Origin of the sequence: Paraburkholderia sp. (assembly GCF_049581445.1) — a bacterium.
Lineage (GTDB): Bacteria > Pseudomonadota > Gammaproteobacteria > Burkholderiales > Burkholderiaceae > Paraburkholderia.
Genome location: NZ_JBAURZ010000062.1, coordinates 1 through 15,360 on the forward strand (window position 1 = coordinate 1; position 15,360 = coordinate 15,360).

16 protein-coding genes and 1 tRNA gene are annotated in these 15,360 nt (G+C 56.7%); 14 read left to right on the top strand and 3 right to left on the bottom strand.

Going from position 1 to position 15,360, the window contains the following annotated elements:
* Positions 1-421 (top strand): septal ring lytic transglycosylase RlpA family protein (locus WCA85_RS04570; protein ID WP_424061985.1); only part of this gene is annotated, 421 nt, incomplete at its 5' end.
* Positions 422-537: 116 nt separating this feature from the next.
* On the opposite strand, the gene rsmI is transcribed toward WCA85_RS04570, so the two are convergent.
* Positions 538-1,410: a 16S rRNA (cytidine(1402)-2'-O)-methyltransferase gene (gene rsmI / locus WCA85_RS04575; RefSeq protein WP_424061986.1), complete on the bottom strand. Its 873-nt coding sequence runs from the start codon at positions 1,408-1,410 to the stop codon at positions 538-540.
* A gap of 235 nt (positions 1,411-1,645) precedes the next feature.
* On the opposite strand from rsmI, the gene WCA85_RS04580 reads away from it, so the two are divergent.
* The 6 genes from WCA85_RS04580 (at position 1,646) to WCA85_RS04605 (ending at position 5,656) form a co-directional block, all read left to right on the top strand.
* On the top strand, positions 1,646-2,077 hold the full coding sequence (locus tag WCA85_RS04580; RefSeq protein ID WP_424062019.1) for a YraN family protein: 432 nt from the start codon (positions 1,646-1,648) through the stop codon (positions 2,075-2,077).
* Positions 2,078-2,266: 189 nt separating this feature from the next.
* A complete protein-coding gene (locus WCA85_RS04585; protein ID WP_424061987.1) occupies positions 2,267-2,854 on the top strand; it encodes a phosphoheptose isomerase in 588 nt (195 codons plus the stop codon).
* Between the two features lie 20 nt (positions 2,855-2,874).
* Positions 2,875-3,666 carry a BON domain-containing protein gene (locus WCA85_RS04590; protein WP_424061988.1) on the top strand — a complete coding sequence of 264 codons (792 nt, stop codon included), beginning with the start codon at positions 2,875-2,877 and terminating at the stop codon, positions 3,664-3,666.
* Complete coding sequence (locus WCA85_RS04595) at positions 3,663-4,028, top strand: c-type cytochrome (protein ID WP_424061989.1); 366 nt, start codon at positions 3,663-3,665, stop codon at positions 4,026-4,028. The genes WCA85_RS04590 and WCA85_RS04595 overlap by 4 nt, the downstream gene beginning before the upstream one ends.
* A 65-nt stretch (positions 4,029-4,093) precedes the next feature.
* Positions 4,094-4,169: transfer RNA gene (locus tag WCA85_RS04600), tRNA-Ala, on the top strand.
* Positions 4,170-4,837: 668 nt separating this feature from the next.
* Positions 4,838-5,656 carry a replication initiator protein A gene (locus WCA85_RS04605; RefSeq protein ID WP_424062020.1) on the top strand — a complete coding sequence of 273 codons (819 nt, stop codon included), beginning with the start codon at positions 4,838-4,840 and terminating at the stop codon, positions 5,654-5,656.
* Positions 5,657-5,927: 271 nt separating this feature from the next.
* Here WCA85_RS04605 and WCA85_RS04610 read toward each other — a convergent pair whose 3' ends face one another.
* Positions 5,928-6,815 (bottom strand): hypothetical protein, encoded by an 888-nt coding sequence (locus tag WCA85_RS04610; protein WP_424061990.1) that lies wholly within the window; start codon positions 6,813-6,815, stop codon positions 5,928-5,930.
* A gap of 801 nt (positions 6,816-7,616) precedes the next feature.
* Between WCA85_RS04610 and WCA85_RS04615 the strand changes: the two genes are divergently transcribed.
* A complete protein-coding gene (locus WCA85_RS04615) occupies positions 7,617-8,051 on the top strand; it encodes an antitoxin Xre/MbcA/ParS toxin-binding domain-containing protein (RefSeq protein ID WP_424061991.1) in 435 nt (144 codons plus the stop codon).
* A 106-nt stretch (positions 8,052-8,157) separates the two neighbouring features.
* Here WCA85_RS04615 and WCA85_RS04620 read toward each other — a convergent pair whose 3' ends face one another.
* Complete coding sequence (locus tag WCA85_RS04620) at positions 8,158-8,571, bottom strand: hypothetical protein (protein WP_424061992.1); 414 nt, start codon at positions 8,569-8,571, stop codon at positions 8,158-8,160.
* A gap of 923 nt (positions 8,572-9,494) precedes the next feature.
* On the opposite strand from WCA85_RS04620, the gene WCA85_RS04625 reads away from it, so the two are divergent.
* From WCA85_RS04625 to WCA85_RS04650, 6 genes are all read left to right on the top strand, one after another.
* Entirely contained in the window at positions 9,495-10,499 is a 1,005-nt protein-coding gene (locus tag WCA85_RS04625; RefSeq protein ID WP_424061993.1) for an HAD family hydrolase, read from the top strand.
* Positions 10,500-11,092: 593 nt separating this feature from the next.
* Positions 11,093-12,193 (top strand): DUF262 domain-containing protein, encoded by a 1,101-nt coding sequence (locus tag WCA85_RS04630; protein ID WP_424061994.1) that lies wholly within the window; start codon positions 11,093-11,095, stop codon positions 12,191-12,193.
* On the top strand, positions 12,190-12,891 hold the full coding sequence (locus WCA85_RS04635; protein WP_424061995.1) for an MAE_28990/MAE_18760 family HEPN-like nuclease: 702 nt from the start codon (positions 12,190-12,192) through the stop codon (positions 12,889-12,891). Before WCA85_RS04630 ends, WCA85_RS04635 begins: the two co-directional genes overlap by 4 nt.
* Before the next feature lie 393 nt (positions 12,892-13,284).
* Entirely contained in the window at positions 13,285-13,539 is a 255-nt protein-coding gene (locus WCA85_RS04640) for a hypothetical protein (protein WP_424061996.1), read from the top strand.
* Between the two features lie 243 nt (positions 13,540-13,782).
* Positions 13,783-14,604 (top strand): TIGR04255 family protein, encoded by an 822-nt coding sequence (locus WCA85_RS04645; protein ID WP_424061997.1) that lies wholly within the window; start codon positions 13,783-13,785, stop codon positions 14,602-14,604.
* 118 nt (positions 14,605-14,722) lie between these two features.
* Positions 14,723-15,286 (top strand): hypothetical protein, encoded by a 564-nt coding sequence (locus tag WCA85_RS04650; RefSeq protein WP_424061998.1) that lies wholly within the window; start codon positions 14,723-14,725, stop codon positions 15,284-15,286.
* Positions 15,287-15,360: the final 74 nt, after the last annotated feature.

Consider the following 15,360-nt stretch of genomic DNA (forward strand, 5'->3'; position numbering starts at 1 on the left):
GTCTGACACGGCAGGCACCTCGCTCGCCGACGCCCAGCCGCTGTCGGATGGCAGCCCGAACGCGTCAGGTTTCCACGAAACCGGCCGCGCCTCCTGGTACGGCAGGTTCTTCCACGGCCGCCGCACCGCGAACGGCGAGCGCTATGACATGCACGCGCTCACCGCGGCGCACCGCACCTTGCCGCTCGGTTCATATGTTCGTGTGACGAATCCGTCCACTGACCGCTCCGTGATCGTACGAATCAACGACCGTGGGCCATTCGCGCGCGGTCGGATCATCGATCTGTCCATGGCCGCTGCTCACTTACTGGGCATGCAGCACGCCGGCACGGCAAGCGTGCAGATCGAGGGTTTGACCCAGCAGCAAGCCAAGGCTGAACAAGCCGAAATGGTGGCGTCGAACTCGGACGACAACAAATAATGTGACGGCGAAGGCGTCGCGCGTGCTGACGCGCCTGGCGCCGTTGCTCAAAGACGGTCCGGATTTCCGGGTCGCTCATACTGAAGGGCCGCTCTGTGCGGCCCTTTGACGTTTCTTTACTCTTCCTTCAGCGCCAAGGCTCGCGTGTACAACGCGTTACGCGAGGCTCCCGTTATCGCGGCCGCCACCTTTGCGGCGCTGCTCACCGTCAGTTCCTGCAGCAGGATGCCCAGCAGCGCGTCGTGATCGTGCTCGCCTGCGGCTTGCGCCTGCGCGCCTTCCACCACCAGCACAAACTCGCCGCGTTGCCGGTTTGGATCAGCGGCTAACCACGTTGGCCCTTCGGCCAGGGTGCATTGATGGATTGCCTCATGTAACTTCGTCAACTCCCGTGCGATTAACAACTTGCGGGGAGGGCCGAACGCTTCGGCTAGCGCCTCGACCGTTTCGACGATCCGGTGCGGCGCTTCGTAAAACACCATCGCATGAGGATGCGTCGCGAGCGCCTGGAGCGTCGCAGCGCGCTGTTTGGACTTGGGCGGCAAAAAGCCGAGAAAGGAGAAGGTCGCGACCCAGTCACCTGCGGCACTCAGAGCCGTGGCCAATGCGCTTGCGCCAGGCAGCGGAATGACAGGGAGCCCGGCTTCGCGTACGGCGTCGACGAGTTTGGCGCCGGGGTCTGAGATGCCTGGGGTGCCGGCATCGGAGACATACGCTACCCGTTCTCCCGCCTGCAGATGTTCGACGATGCGTAGTGCCGCAGCGCGTTCGTTGTGCTGATGCACCGCGACCAGCGGCTTTGAGATGCCAAAGCGCGCGAGCAGTTGGCCCGTGTTGCGAGTGTCTTCGGCGGCGATGCGGTCCACTAGTCCGAGAACATGCAACGCGCGCAGCGTAATGTCTGCGACGTTGCCGATCGGCGTTGCCACCACATAGAGCGCGGCAGCAGGGTATTGCTGTCCTTGCGCAAGTTCGGAGAGAGGGGTCATGAGGCAGAAGACGCAGACAGACAGGACAAGGCCGACATTGTGCCACGCGAGGGAGCGGGGTTTCGGTGGTGAGGGTGGTACGAGCAGCGATCGCTGCGACGGTGCTGGCAGTGACGCCGTTCGCGAGGGTGCCGCGAGGCGAACGCGTGAAGCGCAAGCCCCGAGCGGCCTACATGGCGTGAAAGAAGCGCTTGGCGAAGGAGCCGCGGCTAGGGCTAACGACGCGCCTCGCGCGGTGGACAACCGAGCGACCCCGCGAACGCCCGTCCGTGCATCGCCGTGGCCAGGCGCCGACAACTTTTCAGGACGGGGAGGGTCCAAAGACGTCGGAGCTGCATTCGAAACTCGTGCGCTGGTGTTTCTGCAGCGCCAACGCTTGCGCTTCGTTGCGCGCAACGTGGCTTGCCGCGGCGGCGAAATCGACCTCGTGATGCGCGATCGCGACGGCGCACTGGTGTTTGTCGAAGTGCGGGCCCGGGCGCGGCGACAGTTTGGCGGAGCGGCAGCGAGCATTGGCTGGCAAAAGCGGCAACGTCTGGTGCGCGCCGCACAGTACTACCTGTTGACGCGAGTCAGCGACGTCCCGGCCTGCCGGTTCGATGTCATTGCGTTCGAAGGCGGTCGGCTGGTGTGGTTGCGCGATGCCTTTCGGGTCGACGAAGTCTGATAGAGCGTGCGGAGATGGCGCTTGAGTGCGATAAACTTGCGCTCGCGTGCGGCTTGCGTGGCCTTGGGCACCTGGTGGTGCCGTCGGTCCGCGAACGCATAGGCGTTAGCTGTACCACTTGCCAACACAACTTGTCTTCACAACGCGGCCGCGCGCAGCGGCCCATACGCGGTAAAAGATAGAGAGTCGATGTCAGTCGAACGTATTCAACAGCACTTCCGCGACAGCGCGGCAGTGAAACTGGAAGCCCTCGAAACCCTGTCGATGCCGATTGCCGCTGCAATCGACACGATGTTCATGGCCCTCGCCAACGGCAACCGGATTCTTGCCTGCGGCAATGGCGGCTCAGCCGCCGACGCACAACATTTTGCGGCCGAGTTGATCGGCCGCTTCGAGCGCGAACGGCCGGGTCTCCCCGCCATTGCGTTGACGACGGATAGCTCTGTGCTCACCGCGATCGCCAACGACTACGGGTTCGAGCAGATTTTCTCGAAGCAGGTATGGGCGCTCGGGCAACCTGGCGACGTGCTGCTGGCCATTACGACCTCTGGAAATTCGGCGAACGTGCTGGCCGCGATCGAGGCTGCGCACGAGCGCGAGATGATTGTCGTAGCACTGACCGGCAAGAGCGGCGGAAAGGCGCACGAGGTTCTGAGCGACACTGACATCCATATTTGCGTGCCATCCGATCGCACCGCGCGTATCCAGGAAGTGCATTTGCTGACCATCCACTGTCTGTGCGACGGCATCGATGCCATGTTGCTGGGCGAAGACTGATTCCGAAGGAGAGCTAGTTGATGAGCGTATTTCGCATCAAGACGACGTTGGTGAGGACCACACTGGTGGTGGGGCTAGCGGCAGGGCTGTCCGCGACATTGCAGGGTTGCTTTTTGCTGGTGGCGGGCGCGGCCGGCGGCGGCGCGTTAGTGGCGACCGACAGGCGCACGGTTGGTGCGCAGACCGAAGACCGCGAGATCCAGGTCAAGTCGATCGCGCAGATCAACCAGAATTTGCCTGACGCGGCGCACGTCAACGTGTCCGTGTTTAACCGCCGCGTGCTGTTGACTGGCGAAGTGCCGAATGATGCGTCGAAGCAGCGGGCTGAGCAGATTGTGCGTCAACTGAATAATGTAAATGCGATCGTCAACGAGCTGACCATCCAACCGGCGAGCGATCTGTCGTCGCGCACCAACGACTCGTATCTTGAGACGCGCGTTAAGACCGCGCTGATCGCTGAGAAGAATATTTCGGCGAACAACTTCAAGGTGATTAGTGAGAACGGGTCGGTGTATTTGATGGGTCTTGTTACCCGTGATGAAGGTGCGACGGGGGCTGATGTGGCGAGCCGTGTGCCGGGCGTCGTGCAGGTGGTGAAGGTGTTCCAGTACATCCTGCCGCAAGATGTCGCCACGGCGAATGCGGCCGCGGCTAGCGCGTCGGCTGCGGCTGCGCCGCCGCCGACTACTGATGCGACGGTTGGGGCGGTGCCGGATGCTTCGGTGACGTCGCGTCCGTTGGATCAGCAAGCGCCGGCGCCCGTGACGAATTCGAACTCGGTGCATTCGGGTAATCCGGCGGCGCCGCAATGATTTCGGGTTTAGGTACCGGGCGCGGTTTGTTTGTTGGATTGGGTTTCAGCTTCGCGCTTGTTTTGTGCGGGCTGGTTTCGACCGCGCAGGCTGATGAGGCGCCGCGCGGTCCGACGATTGCGCGGGCTAATGCTTGTATGGGCTGTCACGCAGTTGACCGGAAATTGGTCGGGCCGTCGTTTCAGCAAATTGCTGCGAAGTACAAGGGTGACGCGCAGGCGCCAGTGAAACTTGCTCGCAAAGTGAAGGACGGTGGGTCGGGCGTTTGGGGGGCTATTCCGATGCCCTCGCATCCCGCTATGAGCGATGCGGATATTCGGACTGTTGTGGATTGGGTGCTGGCAGGGGCGCCTTCTAAATGACGGTTTTGGTGGCTTGGGCCGCTTGGTAATTTAGAAAAACCTTGTGCTAGAATCTTTTCGTCGTTGGGGGGGTAGCTCAGCTGGGAGAGCGTCGCGTTCGCAATGCGAAGGTCGGGAGTTCGATCCTCCTCCTCTCCACCAAGTTTTTCTTTAGAAACAACGCACTACGTCTTGCGATGTAGTGCGTTGTTTTGCATTTGGCTGCAGAGTTTTGCACTCTGGTTGTGGCAAATTTGTGGCGGACAGGGGCTTCTGCGCAGCGCGGCACTAGGTGGAAAAAAAACGATCGGAAAATACCGTGATCAGAACGGTCGAACCGACGAACCTTGCATGCATTCGCAACTCACTGCGGTCAAGTGCATGAATCGCCTTGGCCGAACCCTGCCCGCATGCAAGCGCTTCTAACCGTCGACCAGCTATCTGAATGCCTGCGAAAATCTGTCGCCAGCATTCGTAGTGACGCCACCCGCAATCCGGCTGCACTTCCTCCCATCTGTCGAATTCCAGGCACGAAGCGGCTTTTATGGCGAGTTGAAGATGTCGAACAATGGCTGGCGAGTCACGTAGCAGTCCACGGCGCTCTGCGCGGGACGCAGCCACCGGTAGAGCATGTGCGGCGGGGCCGGCCTACGAAGGCAGAGCAACTCGCAAGGAATAAGCGGCTCTCCGAAACGAAGTCCACGGATTTACTTCCCGCGGCGAGGGCCTAAAATTTGGGCCTGCGTCACGACACAATCGATCGTACAGAGCGACCAACCAGTCCCCGCGGTCCTCGCAATTTCTTTCTGGCCGATCTTCTCGCTTTTGCATTGAAAGCCGACGCGACCAGCATGGAAGTGCCAATCTTCTCGCTTTCCACTCGACCTGACCTTTCAATAGAACGATGGACGAGTCAAGACGGAAAACGTCAGATTACCGTCACGCCGAGCGTCTTGGGTCGTGCGACGCAACACGACAAGGATGTTCTCATTTATTTGACCTCGCAGCTTACCGCGGCAGTGGACCGCAAGTTGCCGGACGCGAACTACCGAACGATTCGCTTCATGGCGTACGATTTCCTCAAAACCACTGGCCGTGGAACGAGCGGCGCTGAGTACAGAGCACTGAAACTGTCATTGGGGAGACTGCACGGCACCACGATAACGACCAACATCTCCGCGGGTGGGGTCCAGATCGACGAAGGATTCGGGCTAATTGACGGATGGAGGACCATAGCGAGTAACGACCGACCACGGACGATGGTGTCTGTGGAGGTGACGTTGTCGGTCTGGCTATTCAACGCTATCCGCAACTTTGAGGTGTTCACGCTGCACAAGGATTACTTTCGGCTGCGAAAGCCCATCGAGCGGCGTCTTTACGAACTCGCACGCAAGCACTGTGGTCACCAGCGAACCGCGCTAATTGGACTGGATCTTCTGCGACAAAAAGCTGGTAGCAAGGCGACTTCGAAGGAATTTCGGCGGATGGTCCGCCAGGTGATGGTCGCGGACTCTTTGCCAGAATACCGGTTGCTATTGAGCCAAAACGACACGGTCACTATTTACCCCAAGGATCATCGCAAGTTAGCCCGTGCGCTTACCGGACATCTAGTGACTAGCACCCCTATCGTGTTATCACCCACCAAATAGGAACATGTCATTGTAAGGCACGTGTTTTCATCCACTGTTGCCTGTGGATAGGCACGTGTTTTCGCCCACCGGTGCATCGTGGCTTCACCCACCGGGCTAATTGAACGAAGGCCGACTACGCAAGGCGTTCGGGGCAGCCTTCTGCCCCGTAACGCGCGCGCGCGTTTATTAACTTTTATAATCTTTAACGAGCGCGAGCTTGTTGGGGTGTGCATGAGCGCATGACCGACTCATCCCCCTCCGGTTGAAGCTTGCCTGCGACTCTTTGAATCTATTGACTCTGGTTGACATATTTTCCAGCGGTTGGCCAGGTTTGCAGCGAGCGGTACCGTGGAGGAAGGTCGATTTGCAAGATTTCCATTCGCTGTCGGTCAGAGTAAAAGGTGCGCGGCCAGTTTGCGTATCGTTCAATGTCGCCGACACTGACGCCAACTGATTCGCGATACGAGGGTTCACCTTTCAGACGGCGAATCTCTGCTTCGGTGAGTTCGCGATTGATCGCTTCATACACGCAGAACGAGCTGAAGGTGTTGAACGCATCAAATTGATCCCACAGCGCCACAACGTCCATGCATAAACGAACGCATCTATATGCGCCGACACCGTCAGTTTTGGCGATTGAGTTGGCCGCTTGATGCAGCCGGTACATCGCGATCGCACAAGACAGGTCGAATAGATCGAGTTCTTTGTCGAAGTCGTCATAGGGCCGCAAAAGAAGGCCACGCTCGAAGTTATACAGTGATTCGGCGAAATTCAGACTAGGGCCGGTGTACGTTTTACCGACCAATGTCACTCCGGAATCAGGATCGCAATTTGGCCAAAAAGGGGTATCGTAGGTAGTGTTTTCACAGATGTCCCAAAGACCTTGAATCGGCCCCCAAAGCGCCTCGAACAATCGATCAGGTCCCTTGGCGAAATAGTGATACACATCGGGAAACAGCCGTGCCAGCTGCCCTAACGCCTTTTCAGAAAGGGCTTGCTGTCCCCTTACAATTCGATACCATTTTTTTTGCTCTTTTGTTGCCGTAAGCTGCTTGGTTTTTTTGTCCGGCCTGCGGTCTTGCGGATCCTCCCAAGTCCATGAAGCAGTTGCGTCATCAAACCATTGGGCGAACTGATTTGGATTTGCCGCGCCCGTCCGTCTCATCAGCTCATGCATCAGAACAACAGTCCTGATGCAGTCTCGCCGGGTGCGTTCCGTAGCAGATGGCCGAATATCGAATGACATATGAAGAAACGTCCCGTGGTTACAAAAGATGAATTCTTTTTGGGAGAGAGTCTACAGCGTGTCGCATCAGTCGACTGATCAGCGCATTCATGACTCATCCCTTAATGAGACCATCCGAGTTCCGTTCTGAGCGTCCAGACTGCTTGTCTTGTCGCCAGCATATAGCCCGCTCCAGTCTGCCGCGACGACACGATTTGCGAGACCGCATGTTCGCGGTAGTATGTAGTCAGGATAACTGAATTTCCTGCCCCAAAAACACAGCGATTTCTTGAACATGAATAATCGACAACGATCATTACTTGAGCTGCCGATCGACCTCGACGCGCTAGAGCAACAGGAGGAGCCAATTGACCTAAGTGCGCTAGAGCGAGAAGTGTTGAATCGAGGGCCGGAAGCGGCGTTACCGCAGAATCTATCAGACTGGTGGCTCCGAATTATCGTAAGGCGGCTGCTTCAGGGGGTATACGACGAGGAATGGGCGAAAGCCTACGGATTTTGCGCAGGCGCCGCACTTTTGGTCCGTGCAATCATGGATGCACAAGACTCGGCTGACGCAACGCCATCCGCGCGGAAACTGATCGACTGCTTCGTACGTTATAGGACGGCTCTGATCGAGGAGTTACTCGGGCGTCAAACGGGGGTTTTTCGACGGGAATACTCGGTAGCCGACATCTTTGCGTGACCCGATCGTCGTTTTGCGAAAATGGCCGCACACCCACTCAGGACGCCAACATGCTGACCGAACGTGAACTTGCCGAGCGCCGCTTAACGGTATCCAACGCGATTGCCACCCAGCGGCTCGAGGGGCTTGAGGTCGATCCCGCGACGATTGCTGATCTCGAGCGTTGGGCGCGCGGTGAACTTGAACTGACAACTGCACGTGAGCAGGCATTGGCCCGCATTGAAGCAACCCGGCTGCGCGACCTGGCAGAGACCGGGAAGCTCTCCGTTGAGAATGCATTTGCTGAGCATGCGAGGCACATTCTCAACGTCCAGACGCTGGCCGCAGAGACCTTCGGCGATCCCCTGCTTGCGATGCAATGGATGCTGCGCCCCAACGGAACGCTGAAGGGTGGCGGCCGCCCACTGGACGTCCTGACCACTCAAGCGGGCTTTGACCGCGTGTGCGATGTTCTCACTCGCCTGGAACATGGCATTGGCCCATGAACGAAGGCCACCGCAGAGCGTGAAGCGACGGCCTGGCACGGTCGTGTGCCGCCTCGTTGGCGCGTACCTTGCTGATCGCCGTTGCTGCCCGCAATTGTGCCCCGTTCTATTCGTCGAGATTGATTCGCTTACGGATATCTCGGGTAAATGTCGGCGGCGGATCCCTGAATCCATCCTCAGAAAAGACGGACGCCGGTCGAACAGCTGTTGGCCCCGGGGATGTTTGCACTGGCGTGCCACCTGTTGCGGAGGCTTTATTTTTTGGTGCAATCCCGGCTGGCCGCGTCGTCGACGCGGTTGAATCCTGCTTCCGTTCCGACCGAATGCGACCCAAAGCGTTTTTAAGGTAATCGACGCTCAGCTCCAACGATTGCCCGCGCAGGGCTTCCACGATGTTTTCCTGCCGCCAGCCCCTTGCCTGCGCCTGCTCGATCTGATTGAACAGCTCACGAAGACGTCCTACTTTCGTGCGCGCAGGGGAGGTGGCAGTGAAGACGAGCAAATCGGCAGACGAGGTCATGATTGTAGAGTGTTGCGGCTTGGCACTCAGCGGAGGTGTTGATAATCATACCCACGTCCCGACGAAATGGTCCCATTTTGCTCACTGAATGGTCACAGGATGCTCACGCCTTTATGCAATGGTCACAAAATGGTCCTGTTTTGCTCACGATATGGTCACGGCATGGTCACAGCATGGTCACAACCAAGGGCAGTGGAGAGACAGGGTAACGGAGTTCCGTCTTTTGGTCCCGATAAGCCATCGTCGAGCGCCTGATGACCCTACAAGCTGGGCAAATCCCGCACGTTTCCCCGGAAAACGGCGTAGATGCTCCGAAAACTATTTCTAGTGGAACATAAAGAGCGTATTACGCTAGAGGTGTGAGATTGGCTAATGTAGCTTCCGCGCAGGGGATTCCGCGTATTACGATACGGCTCGAAAACGGAGAAACGTATTACAAAGAGGCCTGCATGAAATCACTGACCGCCGCACGGTGCGGACGACGTCAAGGAGCAACTTGGGGGTGGCAACGGCGCGCCGCACCACGGTGTCGGCCATAATTGCAGTGCCTTGCGATCGCCTCCTTCGGAACGAGACTTTGCGTAGCGAGCTGGCAGAAATGGAAGGGTGGCAGGCCGCAACCACGGTTCGTACGCCGGAGGAAACGGCTCGCGTGGGGATGACGTCGACCTGGTGATCGCACAGGTGGATCAACTCATCCGCTCCATGTTTCAAGCCACCCCGGAGATATTTGACAAGGAAGCGGCAGCCATCGTTGGCTCACGCCGATATAGTGAATTCTTGGAATCGTTCGCGAAGGATTTTGTGGGGCGGAAGCGCCGGGCAGGTTGACGATGCCGTCGCCGGCGAGGACGGAAGCGACGAATAGGGGGCGATTGGTCCGCCGCAGTAGTCGACAAGGCCATTGATGGGGTACGCATGCCATGACAGTCAACACCGTTCTCTTCGACGCCTTCGGAACACTCTGCGACATCCGCATCAAACGTCGCCCGTTTGCCCGACTCGCTCGGTTTCATCCGGACCGTCGACGCGCGCGCGAATTGATCATGACCCGGGTGCTCTCGCTGCGGGAGGCCGCGCACGAACTGCAGGTGCAGGAAGTTGATCTGGCCATGCTGGACGCTGACCTTGCAACCGAATCGGCCAGCATCTGCCTGTACCCGGAGGTGCCCGAGGTACTTGGAACATTGCGCAGGCAGGGGTTCAGGATCGGCATCGTGTCGAATCTGGCCGCACCGTACGCCGAACCCCTGTTACGCCTGCTGCCGTTCGAGCCGGATGCCTGTGCGTGGTCCTTTGAAGTCGGCCATCTGAAGCCGGATCCGCGCATTTTTGCGTGGATCTGTGAACGGCTCGATGTTGCTCCGCTTGAAGCGCTGATGGTGGGGGACACGTTCGCCGACGACTATGTCGGCGCATTGGCAAGTGGCTTGAACATTGCATCTGGATCGACGGGCAGAGGTTCGCTCCAAGGCTGCCGCGACCATCCGGACGCTGGACGAGATTCTTCCCGCACTCCGCGTTCAGTCGGATTCCGTTTCCACGGGCCAAACGGGGTCGGTCGGGTTGCCGTAACGAAGGACCGAACCACGCAGCTTCTCGAGCCGCCTGTCGGCAGGGCTCGCGGGAGAGTCATATTCCTGCCCGAGCGGTTGCACGGCGGAGCACTCTTCGCCGGCAGAGGGCGCGGTCGGATCGCATTGCGCGAACACGTCATCTTGTTCGATTTTTCTGCGTGTCATCGGGAATCCATCACGCTGTCGAGCGTTTGTATTGCCACTTCAACCTTGCGGCGTTCCGATCTTGAAAAGACGATGCGCGCGAGCCACAAGGCCGCCCCCATGACGGTCGCTAGGTGGATCAGCTTGCGTTCAATCATGGCGCCAGCACCTATTACTTGTCGTCGCATGCGCCCTCCAACTGGTTGAGTGACACGCTGGTATGTAGCCCGAGCTGCTTCGCCGTTGCGACCGGCAGGCGCAGCACGACATCGCGCCACATTGCTCCCGCGTGCGCAGCTCAACGCTGACACCTTGCAGTTCCAGATACACCACGCCCGCTTCGAACACTTCTTCATAGAAGTGCCAAGATGGTTCACCGGTCTCGGAATGATGATGTGCGAGAGTCGCTTTGGTGCTCATGGCGGGCCTGTGAGCGTCTGGGGGGACTGCGGTCAGTGTAGCGGGCAACGCAGCGATCGTGTAACACCAAACGTTATTTCAGACACAGGCGACGTTGGAACGGCGCAAATGCGTCTAATCGGGCACGCTTCTGCGGTCGACTGAAGCTAGTTCGGGGACATTAAACGTCCGCAAGACATTGGCCAGGGACGTCTATCGCTGATGTAAGGCGTTTCGATGTCGGCCGGTTGCGATCGCTCGCACAATCGGCCAACTTGCTCAATATTTACCGAGTCACGGCGCGCAAGCGCAACGCCGGTGGCTTGACAATACAGTACTGAGTCTTGCTTGCGGGTGCTCAGTTAGAATAGCTGCGTCCGAAATGGAATCTAGGAAAACGCATGAATGATGAACGCCCACTGTTCGAGATCGATGCCGATGACGAGACCCCAGACCCGGATGAAATACCTGTCCGGGATCGCCGCGTCTTTACGCAGCCTTATGATTTGGTAGTTGAATCTTTAATGGAGCAAATCAAAGGGGAAACGATCTTTCTTCGACCTATCTCAGAGCGCCCGAATTTTCAGCGAAGATACGTTTGGTCGAATACGTTGGCGTCGAAATTGATTGAATCCATCCTCTTAAATGTTCCCATTCCGCCGTGCTACCTGTCGCAAAACGAAGAATTTGAACTTGACGTGATTGACGGGCAGCAGCGACTATTTTCAATCTATAGATTTTTGAATAATCAATTCCCTCTTTCCGGGCTTGAAGTTCTTACTGAACTCAATCAATCTCGATTTCACGAGATGCCGCTAAAAATGCAGCGTCAACTAAAAACGCATACGTTACGTTGCATTCTTATTACAAACGAGTCTCATCCGGAAATTAAATTCGACGTTTTCGAGAGGCTCAATACAAATACCGTTCCACTAAACTCTCAGGAACTCAGAAACTGCATTTATCGTGGAGCACTGAATGATCTTCTGGCCAATGTTGTCGCGTATCAACCTTGGCTTAAGATTTTGGGGAAAGTAAAGCCCGACATAAGGATGCGTGACGAAGAATTAGCTTTGCGATTCTTTGCATTTCACCTTCACGGTGTGGAGTCGTATCGCACGCCTCAAAAACATTGGCTGAACGAGGTGGCTAAAGCTGGCGCACGGTACTCGCCAGAAAAAATTCAGGACCTATCTGAGGTGTGGTACCGATCAATCGATACATCTCTTCAATTGTTTGAACCGAAGGAATGCTTTCGACGTGATCAAGGTGCAAAAGCCAAGGCGGTTAACCGCGCCCTCTTTGATTTGATTATGCATTTCGCCACGCAGGCTTCAGCTAAAAATGTTGCAACTATCAGGGATTCATTTCGCGAGCGGTATTATGCTTTATTGGAAAATGGAGAGTTCAGCGATTTGATCAATCGAGCCGTAGATCACACCAAGAGGACGAAACGGCGATTCGAGTTGTGGAATGATGCAATGGTGGATCTCCTTATATGACGGCACGCTATACCGCTGCATATCAAGCGCTACAGGGGCGGCTCGTTGAGGTGGAAATTCTGCTGCGATCGGCGGCCAGAAAGGAGCGGCGCTCGCCTATAAATTCCCGACACGAGATAAATGCGCTCTGCCGAGGCGCGATTGTTCTCTTGTGTGCACATCTTGAGGCTTATGTTAAGGAACTTGGTGAGTTGGCGATCGATTCGCTTCACGTTAATTCCGTGCCGAGAAAAAAAATAGCTTCGCAGTTTTTCTTTCATATATCAAAGAATTTTATCGAAGAATTGCGCGAGACGGGAGATCCAGAAAAGTCGGCGGAAAAAATTTTTCTGTTTCTTGAGAGCGATGCAGACCTTTGGTCGCGAGATGCACCATTTCCACGGCCAGTGCCTGTCGATCGATTCAATCGTGGCTTTGCAAACCCGGCTTTTTCAAAGATCCAGTCATATTTCGGCCGATTCGGATATGTAGTCTACGGCAATCAATTAGCGGCCCGGATGCGCGCGCACTACATGCCGACTAGGAACATGGTGGACCATCTTGTAGATACGCGGAACAAGATTGCTCATGGCGACCCTCTCGCAACCAAGACGCCGTCTGATGTGACCACCATGATAAAAATCGTTAAGGATTTTTGTCGAGCAACCGATTTCATTTTTTCGATTTGGTGGAGACAACATTTCTGCCCAATAAGGTGAATACCCGGCAGGCTTGGGCATACATTTTCGATATCAAAGTAATCCTTGCCATTTGAACAGGTACGTTGTCATTGGAAGTGCGGCAACTCTCAGAATGACGGCGTTCTCGCGAGAAGCTGTCAGATTCGACGACTTGCCACGCCTCGACGCGTCACGGGCCGTTCTCCCTCGGGGGCGGTCGCTGAGGCCAATCGGGTCGAACGGGTGCACCGACGATCTGACCGAGCTTGGACTACGTACGCAAGTTGCCCAAGGAAGGAGCGCACCATGGCGATCCTATCCGTTCGAGCGGTACGACAATCGATGAGATAGCGGACCGTATCTATCGCATCTCCACTCCAGTTGATATCGTCGGTGGGGGCGAATTTTCGTTCAACCAGTACGTGATCGACGATGAGCCGCTGCTATTTTCATACCGGTCTGCGCAGGCTGTTTCCGGTCGTCGGGGAAGCAGTCGAGCGGATAATACCGATCGATCGTTTGCGTTATCTCGGTTTGTTGCATCTCGGGGCCGACGAATGCGGCGCACGCAACGAGTTTCTGGCGGCCGCGCCGCGTGCAAAGCCACTGTGCGGCCAGATCGCGGCCATGGTTTGGGTTAGTGATTCCGGCGACCGGCGCCACGCGCGCTGGATGATGACGAGATGATGTCGCTCGGGCGGATAGATCCAGAAGAGACAGCTGCGGCGCCGCCAGAGTGCTAAGAGTTTTTCGCGATATGGGCCTTAGGCGCGACGCGCCTCCATCAGCGCCATAGGATCGACGGCTGCGAAAGGATGAAACTCAACGGGGGCTGGGTGACACTTTTCCCTTGCTTGAACAATCTCCCGGTGTATAGTTTGGTGTATAGTTTCGCGGTTTACTCCAAACTCGGGCAGAGAGACAAGTTAAATGAACGACCGCAGCGGGATCCTGAAGAACTCGCCTCTGAAGTACGCGCTTGCGTCCGTTCGGTTTGCGCCTCTGGCGTTGTTACCGAACCAAATACCGGAAATACATGGTCGGCTGCGCGAGACTTTGCCACTTTTGCAGCAGGTCCAACAGCAGATCCAAATCGTCGGCCTTATGGCGCCAAATTTTCCCCAAGCGTCGCACGCATGGCTCATCATGTCCAGCGACCGCTCTCTCGGGGCTCAGATCGGAACCGAACAGATCCTGTTCTTCACTACGACGTACAAGCGGTTCACAGACTTCCAAACGTTGATTCTCCAATGCCTTGAAGTTCTCTTTGACGTCGTGAAATTTCTGGACATCACCGCGGTCGGCGTGCGATACGTCGACCGGTTCAAGGCTGGAGATAGCGAAGAACTATCAAACTATATGTCGCCGTCCTTCTTGACTCCACGTGTCTCGTCGTTCGAGCCCGCGGGGGGGCTATCGCAGTATGCCTATCGCATCAATGATGAAAGGTTGGCTGTGCGCTTCGCGTATACCGCGGGAATACCATCGATTCCAGTCGACTTGATGGGCTTGATTGCAACGATACAAGGCCCTGCGCAGCCACTGCAGATCAAGGCGCTGGAAGAGAAAGAGATGCTCCTCGATATGGATGCGAGCAGGAACTTCCTTATCCCTCAGCGAGTGAACTCCGTAGTTGAAATCGATAAATTGCTCGATAGCTTGCACAAACGAGCCAATGCGTTCTTCCGGCACGATGAGGTGTTCACTGAACATGCCTTTTCAGTCTGGAAGGGGGAAAAACATGTGGCCTAGTCTCCCGCCCCTGTATGACGTCGCTCCAACCTATGCGCCGCTAGCAAGCTCGATGCCGATAGAACAGCCGGAATTCTACGGGTTGAGCGCTGGTAGTCAGAGTGCCGTGGAATCCGCCATGTGGATGCAAGTTGAAGGTGCATTTGCAACGAGTCCGGGCAGCTCCGCGCAAGGCCTTGTCTGGTATGTCAATGGGCGTCCGGTTGTTGTCGTGCGCCAGCCTTCAGAGTCGGATCGTCCCTCGGACGCTTCAACGGTTGAATCGGCGGTTCCTGGGCAGTTGGATTTAATCAAATCGCAGTTAGACATCTCCGTTACGCAACTGGCAGAGCTTTTCTCTGTAACGAGAAAGACGGTCTACGATTGGTATGAAGGACAAAGTCCGCGGAACGCGAAGAGCGATCAGATACAGGCGCTCGTCGACGCGCTCAATCAACATCACAAAATTGATCTCAAGCGGCTTAAAGCCTTCTGGAACATCGCGCTTCCCGGTGGCTCATTCCGATCGACGCTCCAAAGTGATACCCTCTCAGGCCCGGAACTAACGGCCGCACTGACGGCGAAACTTGATGAGCTTTCTGCGGAAATGTCTGCAAGTAGTAGGATTCCCCGCCGGGGGGGGGCACCTTTCGCCGGCGAGTCCACCCTCGCAGACATCGAACGCCGAAGCGATTCCTACTAAAGACCCCGCTACCATCGTTGCCCAGATAAGGGCGAAGGGATGGTGGCAGGGCTCGGTCATTTCCGCCGCGGATG

What these genes read in the sequence shown, in the direction of transcription:
- rsmI (WP_424061986.1), bottom strand. Translation starts at nt 1,410, where the DNA reads ATGACCCCTCTCTCCGAACTTGCGCAAGGACAGCAATACCCTGCTGCC.
- WCA85_RS04585 (WP_424061987.1), top strand. Translation starts at nt 2,267, where the DNA reads ATGTCAGTCGAACGTATTCAACAGCACTTCCGCGACAGCGCGGCAGTG.
- WCA85_RS04590 (WP_424061988.1), top strand. Translation starts at nt 2,875, where the DNA reads ATGAGCGTATTTCGCATCAAGACGACGTTGGTGAGGACCACACTGGTG.
- WCA85_RS04595 (WP_424061989.1), top strand. Translation starts at nt 3,663, where the DNA reads ATGATTTCGGGTTTAGGTACCGGGCGCGGTTTGTTTGTTGGATTGGGT.
- WCA85_RS04610 (WP_424061990.1), bottom strand. Translation starts at nt 6,815, where the DNA reads ATGCATGAGCTGATGAGACGGACGGGCGCGGCAAATCCAAATCAGTTC.
- WCA85_RS04615 (WP_424061991.1), top strand. Translation starts at nt 7,617, where the DNA reads ATGCTGACCGAACGTGAACTTGCCGAGCGCCGCTTAACGGTATCCAAC.
- WCA85_RS04620 (WP_424061992.1), bottom strand. Translation starts at nt 8,571, where the DNA reads ATGACCTCGTCTGCCGATTTGCTCGTCTTCACTGCCACCTCCCCTGCG.
- WCA85_RS04625 (WP_424061993.1), top strand. Translation starts at nt 9,495, where the DNA reads ATGACAGTCAACACCGTTCTCTTCGACGCCTTCGGAACACTCTGCGAC.
- WCA85_RS04630 (WP_424061994.1), top strand. Translation starts at nt 11,093, where the DNA reads ATGAATGATGAACGCCCACTGTTCGAGATCGATGCCGATGACGAGACC.
- WCA85_RS04635 (WP_424061995.1), top strand. Translation starts at nt 12,190, where the DNA reads ATGACGGCACGCTATACCGCTGCATATCAAGCGCTACAGGGGCGGCTC.
- WCA85_RS04640 (WP_424061996.1), top strand. Translation starts at nt 13,285, where the DNA reads ATGAGCCGCTGCTATTTTCATACCGGTCTGCGCAGGCTGTTTCCGGTC.
- WCA85_RS04645 (WP_424061997.1), top strand. Translation starts at nt 13,783, where the DNA reads ATGAACGACCGCAGCGGGATCCTGAAGAACTCGCCTCTGAAGTACGCG.
- WCA85_RS04650 (WP_424061998.1), top strand. Translation starts at nt 14,723, where the DNA reads ATGTGGATGCAAGTTGAAGGTGCATTTGCAACGAGTCCGGGCAGCTCC.